At 37.2% G+C, this 26468-nt stretch carries 18 protein-coding genes; 12 read left to right on the forward strand and 6 right to left on the reverse strand.

Annotated elements, in window-relative coordinates; genetic code table 11:
- Positions 1 to 83: 83 nt before the first annotated feature.
- The 9 genes from EG342_RS02980 to EG342_RS03020 all read left to right on the forward strand — a co-directional run bounded on the left by EG342_RS02980 (position 84) and on the right by EG342_RS03020 (position 14074).
- Entirely contained in the window at positions 84 to 2936 is a 2853-nt protein-coding gene (locus tag EG342_RS02980) for a T9SS type B sorting domain-containing protein (protein ID WP_103291774.1), read from the forward strand.
- Positions 2937 to 3278: 342 nt separating this feature from the next.
- A complete protein-coding gene (locus tag EG342_RS02985) occupies positions 3279 to 6125 on the forward strand; it encodes a T9SS type B sorting domain-containing protein (RefSeq protein WP_103291773.1) in 2847 nt (948 codons plus the stop codon).
- 112 nt (positions 6126 to 6237) lie between these two features.
- On the forward strand, positions 6238 to 9639 hold the full coding sequence (locus EG342_RS02990) for a T9SS type B sorting domain-containing protein (RefSeq protein WP_103291772.1): 3402 nt from the start codon (positions 6238 to 6240) through the stop codon (positions 9637 to 9639).
- A gap of 266 nt (positions 9640 to 9905) precedes the next feature.
- A complete protein-coding gene (locus EG342_RS02995) occupies positions 9906 to 10697 on the forward strand; it encodes a hypothetical protein (protein ID WP_103291771.1) in 792 nt (263 codons plus the stop codon).
- Between the two features lie 294 nt (positions 10698 to 10991).
- Positions 10992 to 11765: a DUF6759 domain-containing protein gene (locus EG342_RS03000; RefSeq protein WP_103291770.1), complete on the forward strand. Its 774-nt coding sequence runs from the start codon at positions 10992 to 10994 to the stop codon at positions 11763 to 11765.
- A 96-nt stretch (positions 11766 to 11861) separates the two neighbouring features.
- Positions 11862 to 12539: a tRNA (guanosine(46)-N7)-methyltransferase TrmB gene (trmB, locus tag EG342_RS03005; protein ID WP_103291769.1), complete on the forward strand. Its 678-nt coding sequence runs from the start codon at positions 11862 to 11864 to the stop codon at positions 12537 to 12539.
- Positions 12540 to 12556: 17 nt separating this feature from the next.
- Positions 12557 to 13246, forward strand: a complete 690-nt coding sequence (locus EG342_RS03010) for a DUF6759 domain-containing protein (RefSeq protein WP_103291768.1) — start codon at positions 12557 to 12559, stop codon at positions 13244 to 13246.
- Positions 13247 to 13252: 6 nt separating this feature from the next.
- Positions 13253 to 13690 carry a DUF6759 domain-containing protein gene (locus EG342_RS03015; protein WP_103291767.1) on the forward strand — a complete coding sequence of 146 codons (438 nt, stop codon included), beginning with the start codon at positions 13253 to 13255 and terminating at the stop codon, positions 13688 to 13690.
- A 198-nt stretch (positions 13691 to 13888) separates the two neighbouring features.
- The gene (locus tag EG342_RS03020; RefSeq protein WP_103291766.1) at positions 13889 to 14074 is read left to right on the forward strand and encodes a bacteriocin-like protein; all 186 of its coding nucleotides are present in this window, start codon (positions 13889 to 13891) and stop codon (positions 14072 to 14074) included.
- Between the two features lie 71 nt (positions 14075 to 14145).
- Here EG342_RS03020 and rpsB read toward each other — a convergent pair whose 3' ends face one another.
- The 3 genes from rpsB to rplM form a co-directional block, all read right to left on the reverse strand.
- The gene (gene rpsB / locus EG342_RS03025; RefSeq protein ID WP_045501217.1) at positions 14146 to 14907 is read right to left on the reverse strand and encodes a 30S ribosomal protein S2; all 762 of its coding nucleotides are present in this window, start codon (positions 14905 to 14907) and stop codon (positions 14146 to 14148) included.
- Positions 14908 to 15089: 182 nt separating this feature from the next.
- Positions 15090 to 15476 (reverse strand): 30S ribosomal protein S9, encoded by a 387-nt coding sequence (gene rpsI / locus EG342_RS03030; RefSeq protein WP_123868019.1) that lies wholly within the window; start codon positions 15474 to 15476, stop codon positions 15090 to 15092.
- Between the two features lie 6 nt (positions 15477 to 15482).
- Entirely contained in the window at positions 15483 to 15938 is a 456-nt protein-coding gene (gene rplM / locus EG342_RS03035) for a 50S ribosomal protein L13 (protein WP_047385928.1), read from the reverse strand.
- 351 nt (positions 15939 to 16289) lie between these two features.
- Between rplM and EG342_RS03040 the strand changes: the two genes are divergently transcribed.
- Positions 16290 to 17396 carry a DUF3667 domain-containing protein gene (locus EG342_RS03040; RefSeq protein ID WP_103291764.1) on the forward strand — a complete coding sequence of 369 codons (1107 nt, stop codon included), beginning with the start codon at positions 16290 to 16292 and terminating at the stop codon, positions 17394 to 17396.
- Between the two features lie 39 nt (positions 17397 to 17435).
- On the opposite strand, the gene EG342_RS03045 is transcribed toward EG342_RS03040, so the two are convergent.
- A complete protein-coding gene (locus EG342_RS03045) occupies positions 17436 to 17768 on the reverse strand; it encodes a hypothetical protein (protein ID WP_103292152.1) in 333 nt (110 codons plus the stop codon).
- Positions 17769 to 18023: 255 nt separating this feature from the next.
- Here EG342_RS03045 and EG342_RS03050 point away from each other — a divergent pair, with 255 nt between their 5' ends.
- Positions 18024 to 21371, forward strand: a complete 3348-nt coding sequence (locus EG342_RS03050) for a methylmalonyl-CoA mutase family protein (protein WP_103291763.1) — start codon at positions 18024 to 18026, stop codon at positions 21369 to 21371.
- Positions 21372 to 21430: 59 nt separating this feature from the next.
- On the opposite strand, the gene EG342_RS03055 is transcribed toward EG342_RS03050, so the two are convergent.
- Positions 21431 to 24163, reverse strand: coding sequence for a M16 family metallopeptidase (locus tag EG342_RS03055; RefSeq protein ID WP_103291762.1), 2733 nt, complete (start codon positions 24161 to 24163; stop codon positions 21431 to 21433).
- Positions 24164 to 24293: 130 nt separating this feature from the next.
- Between EG342_RS03055 and EG342_RS03060 the strand changes: the two genes are divergently transcribed.
- Positions 24294 to 25004, forward strand: a complete 711-nt coding sequence (locus EG342_RS03060) for a Dph6-related ATP pyrophosphatase (RefSeq protein ID WP_103291761.1) — start codon at positions 24294 to 24296, stop codon at positions 25002 to 25004.
- A gap of 34 nt (positions 25005 to 25038) precedes the next feature.
- On the opposite strand, the gene EG342_RS03065 is transcribed toward EG342_RS03060, so the two are convergent.
- A complete protein-coding gene (locus tag EG342_RS03065) occupies positions 25039 to 26448 on the reverse strand; it encodes a pyridoxal phosphate-dependent decarboxylase family protein (protein ID WP_103291760.1) in 1410 nt (469 codons plus the stop codon).
- Positions 26449 to 26468 lie beyond the last annotated feature (20 nt).

The raw sequence follows: 26468 nt of genomic DNA on the forward strand, positions 1-26468 counted from the left end.
TAATTTATTAATAGGAATTGTAAAATATTTTAAATTCAAACCATTTATTCTGTTATTTTTGTAGAAACTATAATATATTATCTATGAAAAAAATTCTATCAGTTATTCTGTTGTTTTTTGTGGCATTCAACATGTTGTTTGCCCAAAGAGACACAGAACACTGGTTTGCCCCTATGGCAGCCAGATCGGGGAAGGTAGTCACCCCCAAACAAGCACTTTATTTTTCAACAGATTCAGTCATACCATTTGATGTAGATATCTATAGCAACAATACTTTGTTGGGAACTGTTACCATCAGCAAAGGATCACCACAAACATTTGATATTCCCATCAACAGAATGGTTGCCAGCACTAATGGAGAGCTTTTCGCTGTTGGAAATAAAGGATTATATACAAAAGGTACCAAACCTTATTTTGTAACGTACCGATTCTCAGTAAGCCAGCATGGTGAGATTTTAACATCCAAAGGAAAAGCAGGAATTGGAACAAAGTTCTACGCTGTCACGGCTCCCATTGAAGAGCTTAATAATGAGTACAATTTTACAGCCGGAATTTTAGCAACAGAAGACAATACAACAGTTACTGTTTCCAACTACTCTCCCAACATTATATTTACCAATGGATGGACGGGAGCCACCAATCCCTCTCTTACATTCACTTTGAATAAAGGACAATCTTACATTATTGAGGGGATGGGAGATAAAACATTAAATAAGGAAGCCTTTATAGGAGCAAAAATAGAATCTGACAAACCGGTATCCGTTACCAACGGAAACTTTAATGGTCAGTTTGCTATGTCAGCCGGTGGATCTTATCAGGGTTCTGATATTATTATGGACCAGTCTGTACCTGTTGACCGATTAGGAAATGAATTTGTAGTGGTTAAAGGAAATGGTGATATCGCCAGATATATGGAGGATGCCCTGATCGTTGCTACAGAAGGAGGCACACAAGTATATGTGAATGCAGGAACAACCCCTGTAGCGACCTTAGCTGAAGGGGAAAGCTACAGAGTTAATAAAGTTAATAATACCAATTATATCAATCAGGGAAATGGTCATTATAATATGTATATCCGAACGACAAAAAATGTTTATGTATACCAGTTAATGGCTGGAGTAGCCGCAAGTAACGCTACATTGGGATTCAACTATATCCCGCCATTGAACTGTTACCTTCCGAGAAAGATTGATGAGATAGGAAAAATCAAAGATCTTCCTTATCAGGGAACTCTTTCTGGTCACATTGTTAAGCTAAACATTCTGACGGAAGCCGGAGCTGCTGTCACCATCAACGGAGTAGCCCCACCGGCAGCACAAGGCCCCTACCCCGTTACAGGAACCGCTAACTGGGTTTCTTATTCGGTACCTGACATTACAGGAAACGTTACCATTACCTCTACAAAAGCGGTAACCGCTGGTATTTCGGGAGGAAGTGGTGTGGTTGGTTATGGCGGTTACTTTGCCGGATTCTCTTCTATCCCGGTTATTGCCAAACAAAACGGAGAATGCATCCCGGGGCTGGTACTTGAAGTAGGTGATAGTTTTGATACCTATCAATGGTATAGAGATACCACTCCCATCGTAGGCGCGAATTCTAATTCATACACCCCGACACAATCAGGAAATTATACGGTAAAAATAACGGTAGGCTCATGTCCTCCGGTAATTACTCCGGTATATAAAGTATACACCTGCCTTAAAAAAACGACTATTAATGATACGGTATGTGATGGCGTAAAACAGTTTGTTCCAACATTTTCAAGTTCTACCCAGACTGTTGTTCCGGGAACAGTAACCATCATCACGCCACCTGCTCATGGTAATGCAGTCATTGATCCTACCACCGGTGTAATAAGCTACGCCCCTACTTTCAATTACTTTGGTCCTGATACCTTCGTTTACAAATTCTGTGGAAACAATGCTGATTTTACAGATTGTGAAGAAATCACTTTAAATTTAACAGTATCTGAAAGTCCAATAGTGAATGACGCATTATTAAGAACCTGCTTCTTAGAAAGCAATATTGCTACAGGATTATTTAATCTTACCAACGCCAGTGTAACAACAGTTGTGGGAGTTACCAAAAAATATTACCCGTCACTTACAGATGCCCATGCAGGAACGCATGAAATTTTAACCCCGGCTAATTATATAGCTCCTAATGGAGTTGCTTATGTAAAAGTAATTAATGCAAATGGCTGTTACAGAGTTGCACAAATAACCTTAGTGGTAATGCCTCCTGTAAAATCCAGTGTTCTGGTTGACAAAATCATCTGTATGGAAGGCAAAACAAGCCTTGATGCGGGACCAGGATTCAAAAGCTATGAGTGGAATACCGGAGCAACAACACAGGTAATTAATAACGTAGGGGTAGGAACTTATTGGGTAAAATTAAAAACCGGAGAATGTATCACTACTCAAACGGTTAAAGTATATCCTTCCGAGCAACCCGTTGTTACCAATGTTGATATATCAGCTAATACGATAACTGTTTATGCCATAGGAGGGACAGCGCCTTATCAATATTCTATTGACAATATCAACTGGCAGGACTCCAATGTATTCACAGATTTGGCGAGAGGCGAAATAAGTGTATATGTAAAGGATAGCTACAACTGTGATCCTATTAAAATAGATATTACGATTCCGAACCTCATCAATGTTATTACTCCAAATGATGACGGAGTAAATGATGTAATCGACTACTCATCATTAGCCCGTAAAAACAATTTAGTATTTAATATTTTTGACCGATACGGAGCCAAAATCTTCCAGGTAGACAAATCCAACGGCTACAAATGGAATGGAACTTCCGGTGGTGGCAAGAAAGTACCTACCGGAAACTACTGGTATGAAATAGGCTGGAATGAGCCCAATGGCAAACAAACCGCTGTAAAATACACAGGCTGGATTCTGGTAAAAAACAGAGAATAATACTTCACTAAATAAAATTTTTAATAAAGCTGTTTCGCAATGAAGCAGCTTTTGTTTTTACACCACCCTTCTATTTCTTTCTCTGGGAATTAGCATTATTTATTTTTTTAGATTATCTATACATTAAAGGAGATTGCCTCAAAATCTTCATTTATAACAGAAATTAATTAGTAAAAAGAAATTCCCCCATAAACAAGAAAACAAAATTGACAAAAAACAATTCATAAAAATCAATTTTAACTACCAACATTTAACACAAAACAACAAAATCATCAAAAAAAATACCGTTTCATTAAACATATTAAATGTTTAATTATTTTTATGCAGTTTAATTACACAAAAATGAATAAAATATTACTCACTATTTTTTTACTATTAATTCCGATCCAATTACTTTTTGCCCAAAGAGATACAGAACACTGGTTTGCACCAATGATGAAGAGAAATACAAATTCAGCGGAGCAACAGGGGTTATATTTTTCTACAGACTCTACTACTCCTTTCCCGGTAGAAATCTATAATAACAATATACTTATTGGTACCATCACAGTTAGTAAAGGAAATCCACAGGTTTTTAATGTTCCTATTCAAAACATGATTACAACTTCTCAGACAGATTTATTCACTCCTGTTACCATGGGTTTGTATACTAAGGGAACCAAGCCGTACTTCGTAACTTTCAGGTTTTCATCGCTTAATCATGCTGAAATATTAACGTCTAAGGGAAAAGCGGGAATAGGTAAGCAATTTTATGCGGCAATGGCACCTATAACCCAAACAAATGTTAGTGGCTTAAACTTTACCACTGGAATAATGGCTACGGAAAACAACACAAAAGTTACTGTTTCCGGATATTCAACTACTGTAGTATTTTCAAATAATACGACAGGAGCGACTAATCCCTCAATGTCTTTTACACTGAATAAAGGGCAATCATATATCATTGAAGGAGATGGAAATACAACAGAAAATCGTAAAGGTTTTATAGGAGCAAAAATTGAAGCAGACAAACCTATTTCTGTTACCAACGGAAATTTCAACGGGCAATTTTCATTGGCTAGCTCCTTGCTTGGTTTCGGAACAGATATTATTATGGATCAATCAGTTCCCGTAGACCGGTTAGGGAATGAATTTGTAGTAGTAAAAGGGAATGCGAATGTTGATGAACAGATGGAAGATGCATTGATTATTGCCACAGAGAATAACACCCAAGTATTTATCAACAATGCTACTACTCCCGCCGTCACTCTCAATGAAGGGCAGAGCTACAGAGTGAATGAACTATCAAATACCAACTATATCAATCAAGGGAACAACCATTACAACATGTACATAAGAACAACTAAAAATGTTTATGTTTATCAATTATTGGCAGGAGTTGCTAATGATAGTGGTCGCGCAACAGGCGGATTCAATTATATACCCCCTCTTAATTGCTTTTTACCAAGAAAAATAGACGAAATAGGCATGATTAATATTCTTCCGCCTACTACCAACACCGTCAAATTAAATATTCTGACGGAAACCGGAGCAGCTGTCACGGTAAACGGGGCTACCCCACCTGCTGCACAAGGTCCTTATCCGGTAAGCGGCACCAGTAATTGGGTTTCTTATTCCGTACCTAATGTCACAGGTAATATCACAGTAGCTTCTACAAAAGCTGTAACCGCAGGTATTTCTGGAGGAAGTGGTGCTGTAGGCTATGGTGGTTACTTTGCCGGATTCTCTTCTATTCCTGTTATCGCCAAACAAAACGGAGAATGTATCCCTGGACTGGTACTTGAAATAGACGATAGCTTTGATACCTATCAATGGTACAGGAATAATACTCTGATCACAGGGGCAACATCTAACTCTTATACCCCGACACAATCAGGAAATTATACGGTAAAAATTACGATAGGTACTTGTCCTCCGGTAACTACTCCTGTTTATAAAGTCTATACCTGCGTTAAAAAAACAACTATCAACGACACATTATGTGATGGTGCGAAACAATATACACCCAACTTCACAAGTTCTACTCAAACCGTCGTTCCCGGAACAGTAACTATTATCACCCCACCTACAAATGGCACTGCAGTTATCAATCCCACAACCGGTGTAATAACCTATACTCCTAATACTAATTATTCAGGTCCCGATACTGTTGTGTATAAGTTTTGTGGAAACAACCCTGATTTTACAGATTGTGAAGAAGTCACTTTAAAATTAACAGTATCAGCAAATCCGGTAGTAAACGACACCTCATTGAGAACGTGCTTCCTGGGAACTAATGCTGCGACAGGATTATTTGATCTTACCACTGCGAATGTAACAACCACCACAAATATTACTAAAAAGTATTATCCATCTCTTGCAGATGCCCAGGCGGGAACCAATGAGATTCTGAATCCAACTACTTATACAGCACCTACCGGAGTTGTCTATGTAAGGGTAACCAATGCAAACGGATGTTATAGGATTGCTCAAGTGACACTCACTGTAATGCCTCCGGTAAAATCCGACGTTCTGGTTGACAAAATCATCTGTATGGAAGGCAAAACAACCCTGGATGCAGGACCAGGATTCAAAAGTTACGAATGGAGCACCGGAGCTACCACACAAGTTATTAATAACGCAGGAGTAGGAACTTATTGGGTAAAACTAAAAACGGGAGAATGTATCACGACTCAAACGGTTAAAATATATGCATCTGAACACCCTGTGATTACCAATATTGATATTTCCGGAAATACTGTAACGATCTATGTCATAGGAGGAACACCACCTTACAAATACTCTGTTGATAATATCAACTGGCAGGATTCAAATGTATTCACTAATATGCCAAGAGGTAATGCAAATGTATACGTAAAGGATAATTATAATTGTAATCCGATCAATATAGAGATCACAATTGCGAACCTCATTAATGTAATTACTCCCAACGAGGATGGGATAAATGATGTGATTGATTATTCATCATTTGCCATCAAAAAAAATCTTGTTATTTCTATTTTTGACCGCTATGGAGCAAAGATCTTTCAGGCTGATAAATCTAATGGTTACAAATGGAATGGAACTTCCGGTGGCAAAACTAAAGTTCCTACCGGAAGCTATTGGTATGAAATAAGCTGGAATGAGCCTAACAGTAAGCAGACCGCTATAAAATACACAGGCTGGATTCTTGTAAAAAACAGGGAATAATCTTTTACAAATACAATTTTCAAAACCATGATTTCAAAATCATGGTTTTTTATTATTTTTTCAAACATTCAATACTTTTTATTATTAAATTTGTGATAAATACTAATCCTGAATGAAGAAAACTCTATCTTTTTTATTTATATTTTATATTTTCGCCTTTTCCTTTGCTCAATTAGATAGAGAGCATTGGTTTGCGCCGATGATAGACCGGTCAGGAGCACCTAATCAGTACCAGAAGCTTTATCTTTCTACCAACAGAACAACCCCGTTTCCTGTAAACATATATAACAATAATATTTTGATCGGGACGGTTACCATAAGCAAAGGAAACCCGCAGAAATTTGACGTTTTAAGAAACTATATCATTACCACTGAGCAGATAGACTTATTCACGCCTACAACAAAAGGATTATATCTCAAGGCGGAATTTCCGTTTTATGCCAATTTAAGGTTTTCAGTATTCAACCATGCAGAAATTATTACTTCTAAGGGTATTCCTTCTACCGGAAAAAATTTCTTCACTGCTTCAGCTCCCATTACGGTCAGTAATGATATTTTAAACTTCATGACCAGTGTTCTGGCAACAGAAGACAATACAACTGTTACGATCTCAGGATACAAGCCCACCGTACAGTTTTCAAACGGGACTACCGGAGTTACCAACCCCACAATGACTTTCTCCCTCAATAAAGGACAATCTTATATTATTGACGGAATCGGAAACCTTACAGGAAATTTTGATGGATTTATCGGAGCAAAAGTGACCTCAAACAAACATGTCAATATCACCAATGGAAATTTTAATGGCCAGTATGCAGGTAATTTTGCTTCCAGTTCTGATATTTTAATGGATCAGGCAGTACCTGTTGACCGGCTTGGGAATGAGTTTGCACTTGTAAAGGGTAACGGAAGTATCGGAGCCAATATGGAAGGAGCTGTTATTATTGCTACGGAAGATAATACTCAAATTTATGTCAATAACGAACCTATCCCTGTTGCAACAATTAACACAGGCAGTTATTTTGTAATTCCCGACACTAAATACATGCTTCAAGGCGGAGGACATTATAATTTATATATCAGGACTTCTAAAAATGCCTATGTTTACCAGATTCTGGCCGGAGATTCCAATACGGGAAACGAGGTGGCTACCGGAGGATTTAATTTTATCCCGGCTCTGAACTGCTACCTTCCGAAACAAATCAACGAACTTGGGTTGATCAATGAAAATTTTGTTCATTCCAACGCAAACCTGGGTGGCATTCTGAATATTCCTACAAAACTGAATCTGATTACCCAAAGAGGAGCAACTGTTACGGTAAATGGCGGCATCCCTCCCGCAGCCACCGGCCCATACGATATGACAGGAACCAATAACTGGGTAACTTATGGAATTCCCAATGTAACCGGAACGATAACAGTGGTTTCTGATAAAGCAATTACTGCCGGAATTACTGCCGGAAGTGATGCCGTAGGATATGGAGGCTTTTTCGCTGGATTCCCTACGCAACCTGTAATTATAAAATCGGGAAGCAATTGCGCCCCGGGAATAGTGCTTACAGTAGATCCTATTATTTATGATACTTACCAATGGTACAGAAACGGAATAGCTATTCCCAATGCTACAGGTAGTTCCTTCAACCCTACACAATCCGGATATTATACATGTTCTGTAACCATGGGAAGCTGTGCACCTTTGGTCACTGAACAATATAAAGTTTTAAACTGTACCAAGCTCACAAATACCTCATATAATGTATGTACGACTCAAACTATAACTCCCACATTCAGTAATTCATCACAGACTCCTGTTCCTGCAACAGTGGCCATTATAACGCCACCAGCATTAGGTACTGCTGTGATAAACCCTGCAACCGGAGTTATTACTTATACAGTTAATACACCCGGAACTGTTGCAAATGATACTTTCACTTATACATTCTGCGGCAATGATCCTGATTTCCCGGATTGTGAAACAGTGACAGTACATATCAATATTGAAGCGCTTACGGTTACCAATACCACCTTATATGCATGTGACATCAACGGACAGGGAACCTTTAACCTGACAACCGCGAATGTGACATTAAATAATCCGGTGACGATCACTTATTATCCGACTCTTGTTGATGCCCAAACTGAAAATCCCGCAGCATTGATTACGAATCAAAATGCCTATTCAGCACCTAATGGTACCATTGTCTATGCGGTAGTCAAAAATAATATCGGATGTAAAAGTATTGCACAAATAACGCTTTCTCTCTTTAATAAAGCTATTATACAAGATAATTACAACGGTTCTTTCTGTGATGATAACTTTGACGGAACCGTTACCATTGTACTATCCAATATAACCAATATTGTACTTAATAACCCTACCTATTTTACAAACGTCAGATATTATGCAAATCTTGCTGATGCCAATGCCGGAAATGCCAATATCCTCCCCAATACCTGGAGCTATACTGCTACCACAACGATTTATATCAGAGTAGATTCCCCTGATGGATGTGCATTTGTCGTTAAACCGCTACAATTCAGTATCGGAGCGAGACTTTTATTATCAAAGCCAGCGGCTATAGAAAATGTATGTGATGATGATTTGGATGGAATAAAATCAGTGAATCTGACACAATTTATCCCTCAGTTTACCATAGATCCTAATGTTACCTATACTTTTCATAATAGTTTAGCTGATGCTCAAAACAACATCAACCCTATTTCAGCTACGGTAAATATTACGACTTCACAAACCTATTATATTCGTTTTGAAAAAAATGGAATATGTCCTGAAGTGGGATCAATTACCATTACAATTAAAGTTCCTAAAAAATCAGATCTGTTAAAAGATCAGGCAATTTGTCCGAAAACAACTACAACACTGGACGCCGGCCCGGGATTCGACAGATACCTTTGGAGTACCGGCGCGACTGGCCCTTCCATCACCAATGTTCCTGCAGGAAGTTATTGGGTAGAATTAACATCGAATAACGGTTGTGTGTATAAACAATACGTCAATGTTACCGAATTACCAATTCCGCAGATCACTTCCATTGAGATAGACGGAACTACTGTAAAGGTCGGAGTAAGCGGTGGCACACCTCCATACCAATACTCTTTAGACGGAGTAGTCTGGCAAAGTTCCAACGTTTTTTATGATGTACCAAGAGGAGCACATACCGTATTCGTAAGAGATTCAAAAAATTGTGAAGAGGTGAAAAAAGCATTTGCTATTATTAATCTCATTAATACTATTACCCCCAACGGAGATGGACATAATGAAGTGGTTGATTACTCGGCGCTGATGGCTAATGACAATCTTGTATTCCGGATTTTTGACAGATATGGTGCAGAAGTTTTCAGAGGCAGCCCGGAAAACAGATATACCTGGGATGGAAGAATAGGCGGCAGATGGGTACCTACTGCAACTTATTGGTATTTTCTTACCTGGACAGAATTTGGCTCTTCTATTTCCATAAAGTATTCGAGCTGGCTTCTGGTAAAACATCGATAAAACGAAATCAGTAAAATTTTCGTGAAATAAAGATAAAAGCCGGATTGATGTTATCATCATATAACCGGTTTTTTTTGAATATTTAAAAAGAATATTTCACCGCTTTTTTCCTGATTTCATGTATGATAATAGTGGTTTTGATAAGCTTTAGATACATTTATAACAATCATTAACAATTTAATGCTAAAGTTTAATATAATTTTAACCACTATTCTTTATCCAATAAAGTACAAATTGCTTTATTTCTATGTAATTTTGCCAATTATATGAAGAAACTATTTACGTTACTACTATTGGTTTTTCTGGCAAAAATCAATGCTCAAATATACTCTGGAGAAGTATTTCTAAGAGACAATTCTATTTTATATCTTAACCAGGTATATGTTACCAATCTGAACACTCAAAAAACAGTTCTTACAGATTATAACGGTAATTTTAATGTTCCGGCCAACCCCGGAGATGTCATCCGTTTTACCTCTATCGTTACTGAAAGAAAGGATATCAAACTGACTCCTCAGATGATGGAACAGAAAAACCTGGTTGAACTAAAAATTGCTTATTATGAAATCCAGGAAATTGTCCTCAATAGATTTAAACCAACGGGAAACCTGCGATATGATGTTAATTCGTTAAGAAAAGAGGATAAGGCACTGGCTATTAAAAAAGTGATCGGACTTCCTCAGCCTAAAGGGGACGGTACTCCTCCTGAGCTTCCGGTTGCCGGATTAAGGGACGGCGGACTTACCTTCAGTCTGGAAAGTATTTATGATATCCTTTCCGGGGAAAGAAAGAAAAAACAACGTTATCAGGCCTTTGAAAAGATGAATTCTTCGGTTACTCAGATCAAAAATTACCTGGGTAAAGATTATTTCCTGAGGTTTAAGATTCCCGAAAACCTTATTGACAACTTCCTGCAATTTGTTTACAGCTCTGAAAATATTCAGCCTTATATATCAGCCGGTAATTTTGAAGCAGTAAAAATACCTATTGAAAAATATCTGCCTATCTATCAAAAAAGGTTAAGAAACTCCCATCTTCAGGAAGTTATTACTCAATAGCATTTTCAATAAAGAAGATAAATAGTCCAATATATTAAGAAATCCATGTAAAAATTTACATGGATTTTTTTATGGTAAAACAGTTCCTTACCATTTTACCATGCGTTATGTATTTTAATCTGAATAATTTATTTTTTTATGCATACATTTATTTAATATTCAAAAATATATTTATTTTTATATCACAATTAAGTGTTTAAAATAAAAAGAGTGGTATTCCGTTATCATAATAAAGACTAATGGCCTAAACACAAATTAAGAAAAAGTACCAAATCTTTAACTTATTATATATTAATGAAAAAAATACTTTTACTTCTTTGCACGGTCCTGTTTTTCAGTCTCTCTGCCCAAAAAAAGGGAAAGGATTACAGTGAAATTCTAAAAAGCAATAATATTTACGAAATTAATGCTTTCCTCAGAGACGCCCATCCCGATGATCCCCGAAGATCGGTTCTAAAGCCACGGGTTATGGAAATGATGAAGGAATACATCAAAAATGCTCATCCGGCAGATCAGAAAGTAAAAGATATGCAGGAAATGCTTGCATTATTACGCAGAAGGCCTTCTACAAAGATTACTTTTGATGAAATGAATGCCATCATCAAACAGAAACAAATCGCAAAATATAAGGCTGAATTAGCAGCAAAACAGCCAACCACAGTATATACACCCAGCAATGCTCAAAACACCTTTGTCGTAAACGCAAGTGCTAACGCTGCCATTCCCAATGCCGAAGCTGAAGAATTCAATCTGCTGATGGCCGTCAATCCTGTGGAACATAAAAACAGAACGGTAAAAATCCTCAATTCTCTATTTGACAATGATCCCAACGCCAAGGAATGTATCGTTCTGATCCGGAATCAATCAGATTGTAACATCATTGTCCGGATGGAAGGGGTAGGTACCATCAAGTACAGGCTTGCAGTGCCGGCACAGGGCGAAGCCTCAATAGTGATTGAAAAAGGGCAATATCTATTCACAAGTTTGGTTTGTGGAGCTCAGTATGCCTCACAGAAAACTATAGAAAGACCCATCATGGTGGCCCTTGGAAGTGCAGTAGCCCCATAATCAGAACAGTAAACCATCGTCAATAATGTCTTTTGCCTCTAAAAGACAGGAAGTCTATGCAAATTTTACTATTTTTGCAGTCATTTTAAATGACTCATGGGCAAGAATAAATTAGCGAGATTCGCAGAAAATAAGATTTTACCAAACGTAATGCAACCAACAAGAGAGGATGCTTTAAAAGGTTACGAACTTAAAGGAAACTGGAGAAAAAATTTCTTTAAAAATGATAATCCTATCGTCCTGGAATTAGGTTGTGGTAAAGGAGAGTATTCTGTAGGACTCGCCAAAACATTTCCTGAAAAAAACTTTATCGGGATTGATATCAAAGGTGCAAGATTCTGGTTTGGCGCAAAAGAAGCCGTAGAAAACAATATGAATAACGTGGCTTTCCTAAGAACACAAATCGAACTTGTAGATTATTTTTTTGCCGAAAATGAAGTGGACGAAATCTGGATTACTTTTCCGGATCCACAAATTAAATACAAAAGAACAAAACACAGATTAACCCATCCGGATTTTTTAGCCCGTTATAAAAAGTTCCTGAAACCTGGTGGTATTATTCATTTAAAAACAGATTCAGAGTTTTTACATGGATATACTTTAGGGTATTTGCAGGGAGCAGGTTATGAAATCATTTCCGCTCACCACGATATCTATGGTGCGCCGGAATACGATCCTGATACACCACATTTGAGAGACATCAAAACGTATTACGAAGAGCTATTCTCGGCAAAAGGAAAAACAATAACTTATATAAAATTCCGGATAAGCTGATGAAATAAACTTAATTGATGAAAAAAAATTTTTTAACGATCTTATTCTTCACATTTCTTTTCCCAGGCTTTACTTTCGCACAAAAAGGGAGTAAAGACATTTTAAAAAGCACAAATATCCCGGAAATTGAAGAATACCTAAAGAACTCGCATCCCGACGATCCAAAGAGAAGCGTGCTGAAACCTAAGCTCATTGCTTTAAAAAACTCCGAATGGACAAAAGGGAAAAAGAATGCCAGACCTATGGAAGCAAGGCCTGTGATTTCAGACATTCCTAAGAGTGTCATGAGAAATCCGACCTCTGATGAGGCAGAAGAATTCAAACGGCTACTTGCAGAAACATCTGCTGAGCATAAGAGCAAGACCGTACAACTTCTGAATGCCATGCTTAATGAAGATATTACAAAGAAGGAAGCTATTCTTTTGTTCAAAAATAATTCGGATTGTAATATTGTACTCAGAATTGAAGGAAAAGGTTTTTACAATCTTGCTGTGCCTGCTCATGGAGAGAATTTCATTGTGCTCAACAAAGGTTCTTACACCTTGAACAGTAATGTTTGTGATATGAAATATACCTCCCTGAAGGACATAAAAAGAAGTATATTTGTAACGATTGATAATCCGGGGAAGCCAGGAGCAGAATCAAAAAATACCATAGAAGATCCTGAGCCGGAAAAACCTTTGAAAAAAAAGAAAATAAAAAAATAGACGGGTATGAAAAAGCTATTAGTCCTTATCGGAATTTCTTCCATGCTAACCAGTTGTAATGTTAATTATGGAGGTTATCCTATAAGAACCTCCTATCCTGGCGGTAATTCCGGCGGAAGCATAGCCAATACAGATAGAGAATATAATGAACTGCTGAAGACCTACAAACCCGAAACGGCTGAGGTTCTTAGTGATCTTCTTAATAATGATGATCCTGCCAGCCTGAGAACATCTATCTCGGTAGAAAATAAGTCACCTTGTAATATGGTTCTAACTATAAGCGGAAACAATTTCTTTAAAAAGATTCCTATCGGTGCCGGAAAAATAGGCTATACAATGATTCCTAAAAATCAAAATTACAGTTTGTCCGGAATGGTTTGTAATTCGAGATATCAATCTAATAAATACATTACAAGCTCCTATTCTATAACGCTTAGAAACTAAAAAATAGACCCACAGAATTCTGTGGGTTTTTTATTTGATAAGTTTGAAATTAAATCTACAATAAATAGCAATTTTCCTAAAATTTATTAGCTAATTAAATATTCTACGTATTATATTAAATATTTAATTATATTTAAAACATATAAATGCGGAATCCGAAAAGCTTATAGAGTAGGAAACAAACTAAAACTAAAAACCATGAAAAATTTAAAGAAAGTCTCAAGAACTGAGCTAAGAACAATTACAGGAGGATACAGAAGCTGTCTGGATGGCTGCAGTATGGAAATGGGAGAAATGTGCTGTGGCGGTGTATGTAGAATCGGAGTCGTTGTTCCGACTACAGACCCGGATTTCCCTGAATTCACAGTATGTCCTAAGAAATAATTACTGTTATAGATAATAAAAAAACGCTGGATCGAAATCCAGCGTTTTTCTATATTAAAGAAAATCTTTAATTATTCAGCATCGAAATCAGCATCTGTATCAGCAGATACTTTTTCTCCTTCTTCTTTAGATTTTTCTTTATCAGCTTTTCTTTGAGACTGACCTTCTTTGATAGAATCAGAAACAATACTCAAAATCATATCGATAGATTTAGAAGCATCATCATTTCCTGGAATAACGAAGTCTACTTTTCTAGGATCAGAGTTCGTATCAACGATACCGAAAACTGGAATACCTAATTTCTTAGCTTCAGTTACAGCGATGTGCTCTCTTAAGATATCAACTACAAAGATTGCAGAAGGAAGTCTAACCATGTCAGAGATAGAACCTAAGTTTTTCTCTAAGTTAGCTCTTTGTCTGTCAACTTGTAATCTTTCTTTTTTAGATAAAGTTTCGAACGTACCGTCTTTTTTCATTTTGTCGATAGAGTTCATCTTCTTTACAGCCTTTCTGATAGTAACGAAGTTCGTTAACATACCACCTGGCCATCTTTCTGTAATATAAGGCATATTAAGTTCTGAAGCGTGTTTTGCAACAACTTCTTTCGCTTGCTTCTTAGTAGCTACGAAAAGAACTTTTTTACCTGCAGAAGTTAATTTTTCTAAAGCGCTACAAGCTTCATCCAATTTAACTGCTGTTTTATGTAAGTCTACAATGTGAATACCGTTTTTCTCCATAAAAATGTATGGAGCCATATTTGGGTTCCACTTTCTAGTCATGTGACCGAAGTGTACGCCAGCCTCTAAAAGGTCTTTTACATTTGCTTTTGCCATGTTTTCTGTTTTTGTTAGTTTACTTTCCGTCTTTTAAACAATCAACAACTTCTTTAGATGGGAGAAGCGTTTGGATGCTAAACGTAACGGGCAATTTTTTGTTTTGATAAATAGATTTTAGACATAAGATAACAGACCAAAAAAATTCTGAAATCTGAGACCTTGTATCTGAAGTCTGAAAATTAACGTTTTGAGAATTGGAATCTCTTTCTTGCTTTTTTCTGACCTGGCTTCTTTCTTTCCACCATTCTTGCGTCTCTTGTAAGTAAACCAGCAGGCTTCAATGCTAATCTGAACTCAGCGTTGATCTCGCATAAAGCTCTTGAAATACCTAATCTGATAACCTCTGCCTGACCTGTATTACCACCACCGAAAACATTTACGGTAACGTCATACTGACCAACAGTCTCAGAAAGGATAAACGGTTGGTTTAATTTATAAACCATCACGTCTGTAGAGAAATAAGTTGTAGCATCTTTACCGTTTACTGTAATAACACCAGAACCTGGTCTTACATAAACTCTTGCTACAGAAGTTTTTCTTCTTCCGATTTTATGAACTATAGACATAATTAATTATTTAAATTCGTTAACATTAATTGTTTTAGGCTGTTGAGCTTCATGTTTGTGCTCAGTTCCTTCATATAAATAAAGGTTCTTAAGAATAGCAGATCCTAATCTGTTTTTAGGTAACATACCTTTTACAGACTTCTCTAATACTTTTAAAGAATCTTTCTTTTGAAGTTCAGCCGCAGTCATAGACTTCTGTCCACCAGGATAACCTGTATGCCAGATGTAAGTCTTATCAGCCCACTTATTTCCGGAAAGCGTAATTTTCCCAGCATTCAAAACGATTACGTTATCACCACAATCTACGTGAGGTGTAAAGTTCGTTTTGTGCTTACCTCTCAAAATCTTTGCAACCGTAGAAGCTAGTCTTCCTAACGGCTGTCCTTCAGCGTCTACCACAACCCATTCTTTATTAGCAGTAGCTTTGTTCGCTGAAACAGTTTTGTAACTTAATGTATTCACACGTTTTAGTTAAAGATTAAACATAATTTACCCCTAAAAGGGTGTGCAAAGGTACAAATTATTTTTGTAACGCAAAAACATATTTCATTTAATCTATAGTATAGGAGTTCTCTCCCGCTCTATCAATAGATTTTAACACTTTTTAAGCTTTTGGCATAAATCTTGTAAAAAGTTGTTGCGATGAAAAAATACGTTTAGAGGATTCTAAGAACACGGGTGATAAAGCAAAGAGTTTGGTCCCTCAACTCTTTCTTTTATTAATTTTATTTTAAGATTTACAGTGAAAACTTAACGATATCATTACTATATCCTCTAAATATTTATATTTGTGGCGATCATATTCTGTAATCCATGAGCCACGGAAAATTAAGAGAAGACAAAACCTGCCTCAACTGTGGGCACCAGGTCGAAGAAAGATTCTGCCCCCACTGCGGACAGGAAAATATTGAAAGCCGACATCCTTTCTATTACCTTTTTACCCATTTTGTAGAAGACTTTACCCATTATGACGGGCAGTTTTGGGGAACATTGAAAAATCTCATGTTTAAACCCGGAGCTCTTACCAATACATACCTTGAAGGAAAGAGACAAAAATTCGTTCCTCCGGTAAAGCTCTATATCTTCGTCAGTTTTATTACCTTTTTTGTATTTGCCCTTTTCCCATTGGTTAATTTAAACTTTGATGGAGCAAAGGAGCAACACGGCCCGGACAAAGCGAGTGTTTTCGATAAGATGAGAGCTCTTAACACAAATAAAATAGTGGATAGTATAAAAGCTAAACCTATAATGACGAGAGAAGATTCTACAACAATTAAAAGTTTAAATGTCTTACCGGATTCTGCTAAAGTAGATGACCTGGAGGAAGCTTTTGATATGAGTAATAAAATAGATGAGGATGTTCAATATGGAGGCTACAAGACAAGAAAATCTTATGATTCTGCGGCAGCCAAAAATCCTTCCGCTTTTGATTTTATCCAAATACCGATAGCTCATAAATTCTTCGAGCTTAAAGAAAAGGGGGTTACAAAAGGTGAGATTGCGAAAAATCTTACTGCAACATCCTTTCACAACCTGCCGAAGGCTCTTTTCATATATCTTCCATTGTTCGCTTTCTTTTTATGGATTTTTCACAACAAAAAAAGATGGTGGTATTTTGATCATGGAATTTTCACTCTCCATTATTTCTCGTTCCTTTTGCTGAATATTTTATTTGTGTTCCTTATTGTTAAATTGACCAGTCTTACAGATATTGGGGCTATTAACGCTATTCTATATCTGATATTATCTGTGTTACTAATCTATATTATCGCTTACTTCTTCGTTGCACACCGCCGTGTTTATCATACACACGGAATAGTAAGTTTCTTTATCGGAGGTATTTTGCTTGCTCTGAATTTATTTGCATTTATGATTTTGGTTGTCGGTCTTGCCCTGGTAAGTTTCCTGATGATCCACTAGATATGAAAGAGGTTGTCAAATTTGACAGCCTCTTTTTTTTTATTTTCTTAATGACTTACTTCCTCTGAAGCTGGCAAATAAATAATAAGCTACAAAAACTGTAGAGAATTTTAAAATGGACGGGATTGCCAACTTTAATTCAAAAATCAAGGTTCCTATCAGAACCAGAATTCCCATGGCTACAAAAGATAACCCCATTTTTTGAGGCAATGTAATGTCGGGAGTATCCAGATAGTACGCAATTCCCCATGCAGAACCAAAAGCAAAGGCATAGTAAATATCAAGTCCCAGGTTTTGAGAGCTTAAAAAGAAATAATTGATAAGGAAGCTTACTGCTGTTCCTAACGCGAAATATATCAAAGCTTTTTGCATGTCTGTAAAATATTCTGCAAAAGTAGAAATTTTAATTTGAGAAATTAAAATTGACTCCATTTGAAGTGAAAACGCGTAACTCATTTTAATTCTGTAACTACCGAACTTTTCAACTTTCAAATTTTCAAACCCAAAATAGGGGAGATATAATTAAATAAACTATATTAAATTAATGAAAATCAATAACATAAATTCAAACACAAGGTTCTTTTTTTATTGTTATATTTGAGAACTTAGAAACTTTCTAGAATTTTTATGGAAACCCAAAAATATACTCCAACCAACAAGGTAAGAATTGTAACAGCTGCCTCATTATTTGACGGGCATGATGCTGCAATCAATATTATGCGTCGTGTCATCCAGGGAACAGGATGTGAAGTGATCCACCTTGGACACGACAAATCAGCAGAGGAAGTTGTGAATACAGCCATCCAGGAAGATGCCAATGCCATTGCATTAACTTCTTATCAGGGAGGTCACAACGAATATTTCAAATATATCTATGATCTTTTAAGAGAAAAGAATTCACCACAGATCAAAATTTTTGGCGGTGGCGGCGGTGTTATCCTGCCGGAAGAGATCAAAGAACTGATGACGTATGGTATCGACAGAATTTATTCTCCGGATGACGGTCGTGAACTGGGCCTTCAGGGAATGATTGATGATCTGGTACACCGATCTGATTTTGCAACCGGAAAAGATGTTACTGCACAAGATCTGGATGCGATCAGCTTTGAAAACTCAACAAGTATTGCCAGAATTATCTCTGCCGTTGAAAACTTTTCAGATGAAAAACCTGAATTGGTAAAAGCAATCGACGAACAATCTAAAGATCTTAATATCCCTATCATCGGTATCACAGGTACCGGAGGTGCGGGAAAATCTTCTTTAACCGATGAACTAGTAAGACGTTTTTTACGTTCCAATACGGATAAAAAAATTGCTATTATCTCTATTGACCCCTCGAAAAAGAAAACCGGAGGAGCTTTATTAGGAGACAGAATCCGTATGAATGCCATCAATGACCCCAGGGTATATATGCGTTCAATGGCTACGAGAGAAAACAACGTTTCTGTTTCTCCGTTCATTCATTCTGCTTTGAATGTATTGAAACTGGCTCACCCGGATGTGATCATCCTTGAAACTTCAGGAATCGGGCAATCCGGATCGGAAGTTTCTGATTTTGCTGATGTTTCCATGTATGTGATGACTCCCGAATACGGAGCATCCACACAGCTGGAAAAAATTGACATGCTGGATTATGCAGATTTGGTAGCATTAAATAAATCTGACAAACGTGGTGCTCTTGATGCCCTTCAGGCAGTAAGAAAACAATTCCAGAGAAACCACCTTTTATGGGAAAGCCCATTGGAGGATATGCCTGTATATGCCACAAAAGCTTCTCAGTTTAATGACCACGGGACAACAGAGCTTTATAACAGACTGGTTTCAAAAGTAAATGAGAAATTTTCAGATTTAAATTTAATTACTTTTGTTGAACAGGAAATTACGGACGAAGTAACGATCATCCCACCAAAGAGAGTACGTTACCTGTCTGAAATTGTTGAAAACAACAAACAATATGATGCCAATGTTGAAAAACAGGCCGAGTTGGCCAGAACCATGTATCATATTGAAGGAGTAAAAAAGATTATTTCCAATGAAGTTCTTGATACTGAATATCAAAAAGCAGAAAAACACCTTCAACAGGAAAACATCGATTTCCTAAGAACATGGGATGATACGAAAAAAGCTTTCCATGCTGAATTTTACTCTTATTATGTAAGAGGTAAGGAAATTAAAGTGGAAACCTCAACGGAGTCTTTATCTCATTTAAGAATTCCAAAAATCGCCTTACCAAAATATAATGACTGGGGTGATCTGATCCAATGGAAAGGCCAGGAAAACCTTCCGGGAAGCTTCCCTTATACAGCCGGAATTTATCCGTTTAAAAGAACAGGAGAAGATCCTACAAGGATGTTTGCAGGAGAAGGAGGTCCTGAAAGAACCAACAGAAGATTCCATTATGTTTCTGCAGAAATGCCTGCAAAACGCTTATCTACAGCCTTTGACTCGGTAACATTATATGGTCAGGATCCGGCTTTACCACCGGATATCTATGGCAAGATCGGAAATGCCGGAGTTTCTATTGCCACTTTGGATGATGCTAAAAAACTATATTCAGGATTTGACCTGGTCAATGCATTGACTTCAGTTTCCATGACAATCAACGGTCCTGCTCCAATGCTACTGGCTTTCTTTATGAATGCAGCCATCGATCAGAATGTTGAAAAATATATCAAAGAAAACGGATTAGAGGCAAAAGTTGAAGCTAAGCTGAAAGAAAAGTTTGATGATAAAGGATTGGAAAGACCTCAATACAACGGCGAACTTCCTCCATCCAACAATGGTTTGGGATTACAGCTTTTGGGACTAACCGGAGACGAAATAATTCCTGCGGAGGTATATGCTGAAATTAAAGCTAAAACCATTGCTACAGTTCGTGGTACAGTTCAGGCCGATATCCTAAAAGAGGACCAGGCTCAGAATACTTGTATTTTCTCTACTGAATTTGCCTTACGATTGATGGGTGATGTTCAGGAATACTTCATTAAGGAAAAAGTAAGAAACTTCTACTCTGTTTCCATTTCGGGTTATCACATTGCTGAAGCAGGAGCAAACCCTGTTTCTCAGCTGGCATTTACTCTGGCAAATGGTTTCACTTATGTGGAATACTATTTATCAAGAGGAATGGATATCAACGAATTTGCGCCCAACTTATCTTTCTTCTTCTCCAACGGTATTGATCCTGAGTACTCTGTAATCGGACGTGTGGCAAGAAGAATCTGGGCAAAAGCTATGAAACTGAAATATGGAGCCGACGAAAGAAGCCAGATGCTGAAATACCACATCCAAACTTCCGGACGTTCTCTTCACGCTCAGGAAATTGATTTCAACGATATCAGAACAACGCTTCAGGCGCTTTATGCAATCTACGATAACTGTAATTCACTTCACACGAATGCTTATGACGAGGCAATTACTACACCTACCGAGCAATCTGTAAGAAGAGCAATGGCCATTCAGTTGATTATCAACAAAGAATTAGGATTGGCTAAAAACGAAAATCCACTTCAGGGATCATTTATCATTGAAGAACTGACGGATTTAGTGGAAGAAGCTGTGTATACGGAATTCGACAGAATTACAGAAAGAGGGGGTGTTCTTGGAGCGATGGAAACAATGTACCAACGTTCTAAAATTCAGGAAGAATCCATGCATTACGAATGGTTGAAGCATACCGGAGAATATCCAATTATTGGAGTAAATACCTTCCTTGGAAAAGATGGGTCACCAACTGTTCTTCCGGGAGAAGTTATCCGTTCTACTGAAGAAGAAAAGCAGGCACAGATTGAAGCACTTCACAACTTCCAGAAAGCGAATGAAGATCAGTCTGAAGAAGCATTAAAGAAATTACAGCACGCAGCCATCAACCAGCAAAACTTATTTGAAGTAATGATTGATGCAGTGAAACATTGTTCTTTAGGACAAATTACCAATGCTTTGTTTGAAGTGGGTGGTAAGTACAGAAGAAATATGTAAATGAAAGATCAATATATGACAAAAAAAACGCAGATTTCTCTGCGTTTTTTTATTGGTATTTATTTTTTATTAAAATCTCCGGCAAAAACTGATGTCAAATTATTTGTAGAGATATATTTCTTAAGAGCTGCATTAACCTCAGAAAGTTTCAGATTCTGAACTTTTGAATTCTGCTCATCAAAACTTTCCAATGGAATATCATAAATAAGTTTGTTATTCACCAGGTTGATCAGCATATTATCCGTTCCTAAATTCGTTTTTCTCCCGTTAGCATAACTTTTTTTATTCGAATCTAATTCTTCCTGCGTAAAACCGGAAGCCAGAGCTTTCCCTACTTCATCTTTAATAGCCGCTTCCACTGCTGCTCTTTTTGTTGGATTTAAAAATGCATAATAATTCCATGAAGCAACATCATTAGAAACGGGTACACTAAGATAAGAGCCTACACCATAACTTATTCCTTCTTTTTCACGAAGCCTCATCGGCAATCTCGCAGAAAGAAAACCACCGCTTCCTAAAATTTCATTAGCCAAAACCAATGCCGGATAATCAGGATGATCCTGTTTCATTTTGAAACTTAATGTTCCTAATGCTACGGCATTTTCTTTATCCGGAGTAAGAATATTTTTATCTTCTTTTTTAGTTTCAAAGAAAGTTGGCTTTACTTCTGAGAATTTTGATTTTGAAATAAACTTCCCAAATGTTTTTTCCAGTTCTGCAGCTACCGATTTAGAATCAAGATTCCCTATCACTGTTCCTGCCCCCTCTGAGGCTCCCATAATATTTTGATAGAAGTCTACTACCTGAGCTTTTGTAACTTTTTTATTTTCGTCAATTTGCTCTTGCAGAGAAGGCTCATAAAAAATACTTGTTTTCGGATATGGTGAAGTTAATCTTTGTAATTCATTATTTGCAATTGCATTAGGATCTTTTAACTGCCCTTCGAGCCATGTATTAGTTTCTGTAATAGACTTAGTCAGTTCATTTTCAGGGAAGGTAGAATTCTTTAACATATCCTCCACAATAGCCATTACTTTTGGATAATGTTGTTTATAAGTATTTACAACAATGATAAAATTTTGTCCATAAAGATAAGTATCAACAGAAGATTTCATTTGATCCAATTCATCCTGAATCTGTTCTTTGGTTTTAGTTTTCGTTCCTGATTTTAATAAGGAAGCAGTCATTTTCCCGATGGCATTTTTACCTTGAAGATCTTTCTCATTTCCAAGACGTAATCTGAATGTTCCCTGTACCTTTTCACCTTTCAGCTCTTTATTAATCCATCCGTATTTCATACCATTGGATAATTTCCCTTCTGTAAGGTTCTTCTTTAGGTTTGCGATAGAAGCTTCAAATGGAGCCGGTTCTTTCTCCAGCGCCTTCCCTTTGTAATCTTTTACCAAATCTGCAATCTGGTTGTCTCTGAATTCAGCCGGAAAAACTCTTTCCTCGTTTGAAGACGGCTTGAAAACGCCAATAGTACGATTGTTATTTTTAAAATATTTCTGAGCGACTCTGTTGATATCTTCCAACTTCAGATTTTCGACATTATCCCGATACATAAATGCCAGTTTATAATTCCCTGCTCCAATTATATCTGTGAGGCCAATCGCATAATTGATGGTATTATTTTTCGCATCATCAATATCCTTAGCCAGCTTGGCTTTGGCTCTTTTAAGATCCTCTTCGGTATACTTTATCGTTGAGACTTTATCAAGTTCTGCTTTTACAAGTCCTGTCGTTTGTTCAAGATTTTTATCTTTCGGAACATCAAAATTGAAATAAACCATTCCCGGATCTCTTACGACCGGGGTGAATGCCCAGATCCCTGAAACTTTCTGGGTTTCTACTAAACTTTTATACAGGTACCCTGAAGGATCGGAAGTCAAAATCTCGTATAGAGCCTTTAAAGCTGCATAATCTTTATCTGCATAGGCTGAAGTGTGGTAACCTGCTGCTATGATCTGTTGATCGTTGTTTCTCTTAATCTCAAAATATTTTTCTCCATTTTGTGCAGGCTCTACAGTATAGGTTCCTCCCAGTTCGCGACCAGGCTTTGGCAGGCCAGAAAAATAATCCGTAATATATTTCAGGGCATTATTTTCATCGAACTTACCCGCAACAATAAGGGTTGCATTATCCGGCTGATAATATTTTTCGTAGAATTTTCTTAAGGTAGGCGCTTTTACACGTTCAATATCTTCCTTGCTTCCGATCGTACTGTTTCCGTAATTGTGCCATGTATATCCTGTGGAAAATACGTTTTGTATCATTACTCTTGTCGGGTTATTTTCTCCGATTTCAAATTCGTTTCTTACAACAGAAAATTCTTTATCCAGATCAGTCTGCAAAATGGTAGCATTAATCATTCTGTCTGCTTCCATCTGCAAGGACCATTTTAAGTTTTCATCACTGGAAGGGAAGATTTCATAATAATTTGTTCTATCAAACCAAGTCGTACCATTCGCCCTTCCTCCTTTATCAGAAAGTTGCTTTTTGATATCGCCAAGATTTTTGGTACTCTTGAATAGCATGTGTTCCAGTAGATGCGCCATGCCCTTTTCGCCATAGCCTTCATCTTTTGAACCTACCCTATAAACAATGTTTACCACCATATTACTTTGAGATGGATCCGGAATCAGGAGTACCTTCATTCCGTTACTTAAAGAATATTCTTTTACTCCTTCCGTATTGCTTACGAATTTTGGAGCCTCATTTTTTTGCGAAAATACAGGATTCGCAATTCCGGTAAAAAATAGGACAGCCGTCCCGAATAATAGATTTCTCATGTGTTTTGTTTAGTTTTGTTAAATATACACGATTTTTTTTGTACCTCTATAAAAGTAAGACAATATAACCCACATAACTGTTACAATTTCTGCCACTTATATTAAAATTTAAATAAAACATGGTCCATATATGAAGCCAAAAGCCCTATTTAACTGGAGCAGCGGAAAAGATTCTGCTCTTGCCCTTTATAAAATATTACAGCAAGATCAATATGAGATCAGCACTCTGCTTACCAGCATTAATCGGGAGTTTCAGAGGATCTCTATGCATGGGGTTCATGTTTCTCTTTTAGAAAAACAAGCAGAAAGTCTTGAAATTCATTTGGTTAAAATGGAGTTACCCAAAGAACCTTCAATGGAAGAGTATCAGGAAATCATGAGTAAAACGATGACTGAAATACAGTCTCAGGGAATTACACATTCTATTTTTGGAGATATTTTTCTGGAAGATCTTCGAAAATACAGAGAGGAACAATTAAACGCTATTGGCATGAAGGCAGTATTTCCTCTCTGGAAACAAAATACATCCAATCTTATTCAAGAATTTCTGGATCTTGGCTTTAAAACCATTGTAACCTGTGTGAACGGAACATATCTGGACAAAAGTTTTGCAGGACGAATTATTGATCATGATTTCATCAAAGATTTACCGAAAAATGTTGATCCATGCGGAGAAAACGGAGAGTTCCACACCTTCACTTTTGATGGACCTATATTTAAAAGCCCTATATCATTTGAAATCGGAGAAACAGTAAAGAAAACATACCCCAAACCAAAAACTGATTCTGAAACTGAAACCGGTGAGTATGTGTTCTGGTTCAGTGATTTGATCTTAAAATAAACCCACCGGAAGCTTTCCAGTGGGTTTTGTAGTATTATTTTAATTCTGCAATGACATCATTCATGGTTTTAAAAATCAATTGAATATCATTTTCATTGGTCATCCAATTAACAAATGCCGCCCGGATACCTTTATGCCCATTATAAAAAGTGGGGGTCATGAAAACTTTACCTGTGTTATTAAGCACCTCAAGAAATCGTCCCACCTCATCCTGCTTTTCATCATCTCTCAGGGTAAAGCAAACTGTATTCAGACGTACGGGAGCCAGTAATTTAAAATCCTGACTACCATCAAGCATTTGTCCGAATTGGTTGGCTAATGATATATTATTATCGATGATATATTGATATCCTTTTTTACCATATGCCATAAGCGAAAACCATGCAGGTAGAGCTTTTAATCTTCTGGAGTTTTCAGGCAGAAAATTCAGGTAGCCAAAATTCTCCAAAGGATCTCCCAGATAAGGAGCATTGGAGTTTTGGAAAGTCTCCACCTGTAAGACTTTGTATTGTTCTTTGATTAAAAATACAGCACTTTCATAAGGAACATTCAGCCATTTATGACAATCTACCGTAATACTGTCTGCATACTCCCAGCCTTCTACCAAATGGCTATGAGTAGTAGAGCAGGCCGCAAAACCTCCGAAAGCCGCATCAATATGCCACCAAAAACGATATTTATCCTTTAGCTTTTTAATTTCTGAAAAATCATCAAAATCAACCGTATTTACCGTTCCTCCACTTGAAATTAAAATAAACGGATCCCCGTTAAGCTTTACAATCTGATCTTCTAAATCCTGTATACAAATAGCTTCCCTATCATCTCCGGCAGTTTTAACCTTAATAATATTGCTGCTTCCCAATCCTAAAAGTGACAAAGATTTTATCGAAGAAGAATGTGGTGTAGCTGTTAGGATTTTAACCGGGCCGGAAACTCCTTCTTTAGCCACATCTCTGCCCTGCTCTTTCCCCTGCCACTGACGTGCAACCGCCAGACAGGTAAAATTAGACATCGTCGCCCCAGTCACAAAACCTCCAAGAAAGCTATCCGGAAGGCCTAGAAGTTTTAATATCAATTGTATGGTTTCCAGCTCTATATTGGCAGAAATATCTCCCTGCCCTTTTGTAGATTGTGTATTCTGATCATAAATGGTAGTCAGCCAATCCCCTACAATGGAAGCAGGTGTAGTACCTCCCGTTACAAACCCAAGGTATCTTGGCCCGGATGAACCTACCATAACAGGCTCAAATCTTTTATTAAATATTTGCAAGGCTTCTTCTGTACCATAACCGGACTCCGGAAGACCCTGCTGTTCCCATACAGGAATATGATGTACTGATGTTGGTCTGTTTGTAATAAAATCCAGATACTCAACACCTTGCTTTTTCGTAATATCTAAAAGGTGATTAATATTTTCCAGGTCGTTCTTCAAATGTTCTTTCATGATTGTTGATTGATTAATAA

Origin of the sequence: Chryseobacterium lactis (assembly GCF_003815875.1) — a bacterium.
Taxonomy (GTDB): domain Bacteria; phylum Bacteroidota; class Bacteroidia; order Flavobacteriales; family Weeksellaceae; genus Chryseobacterium; species Chryseobacterium lactis.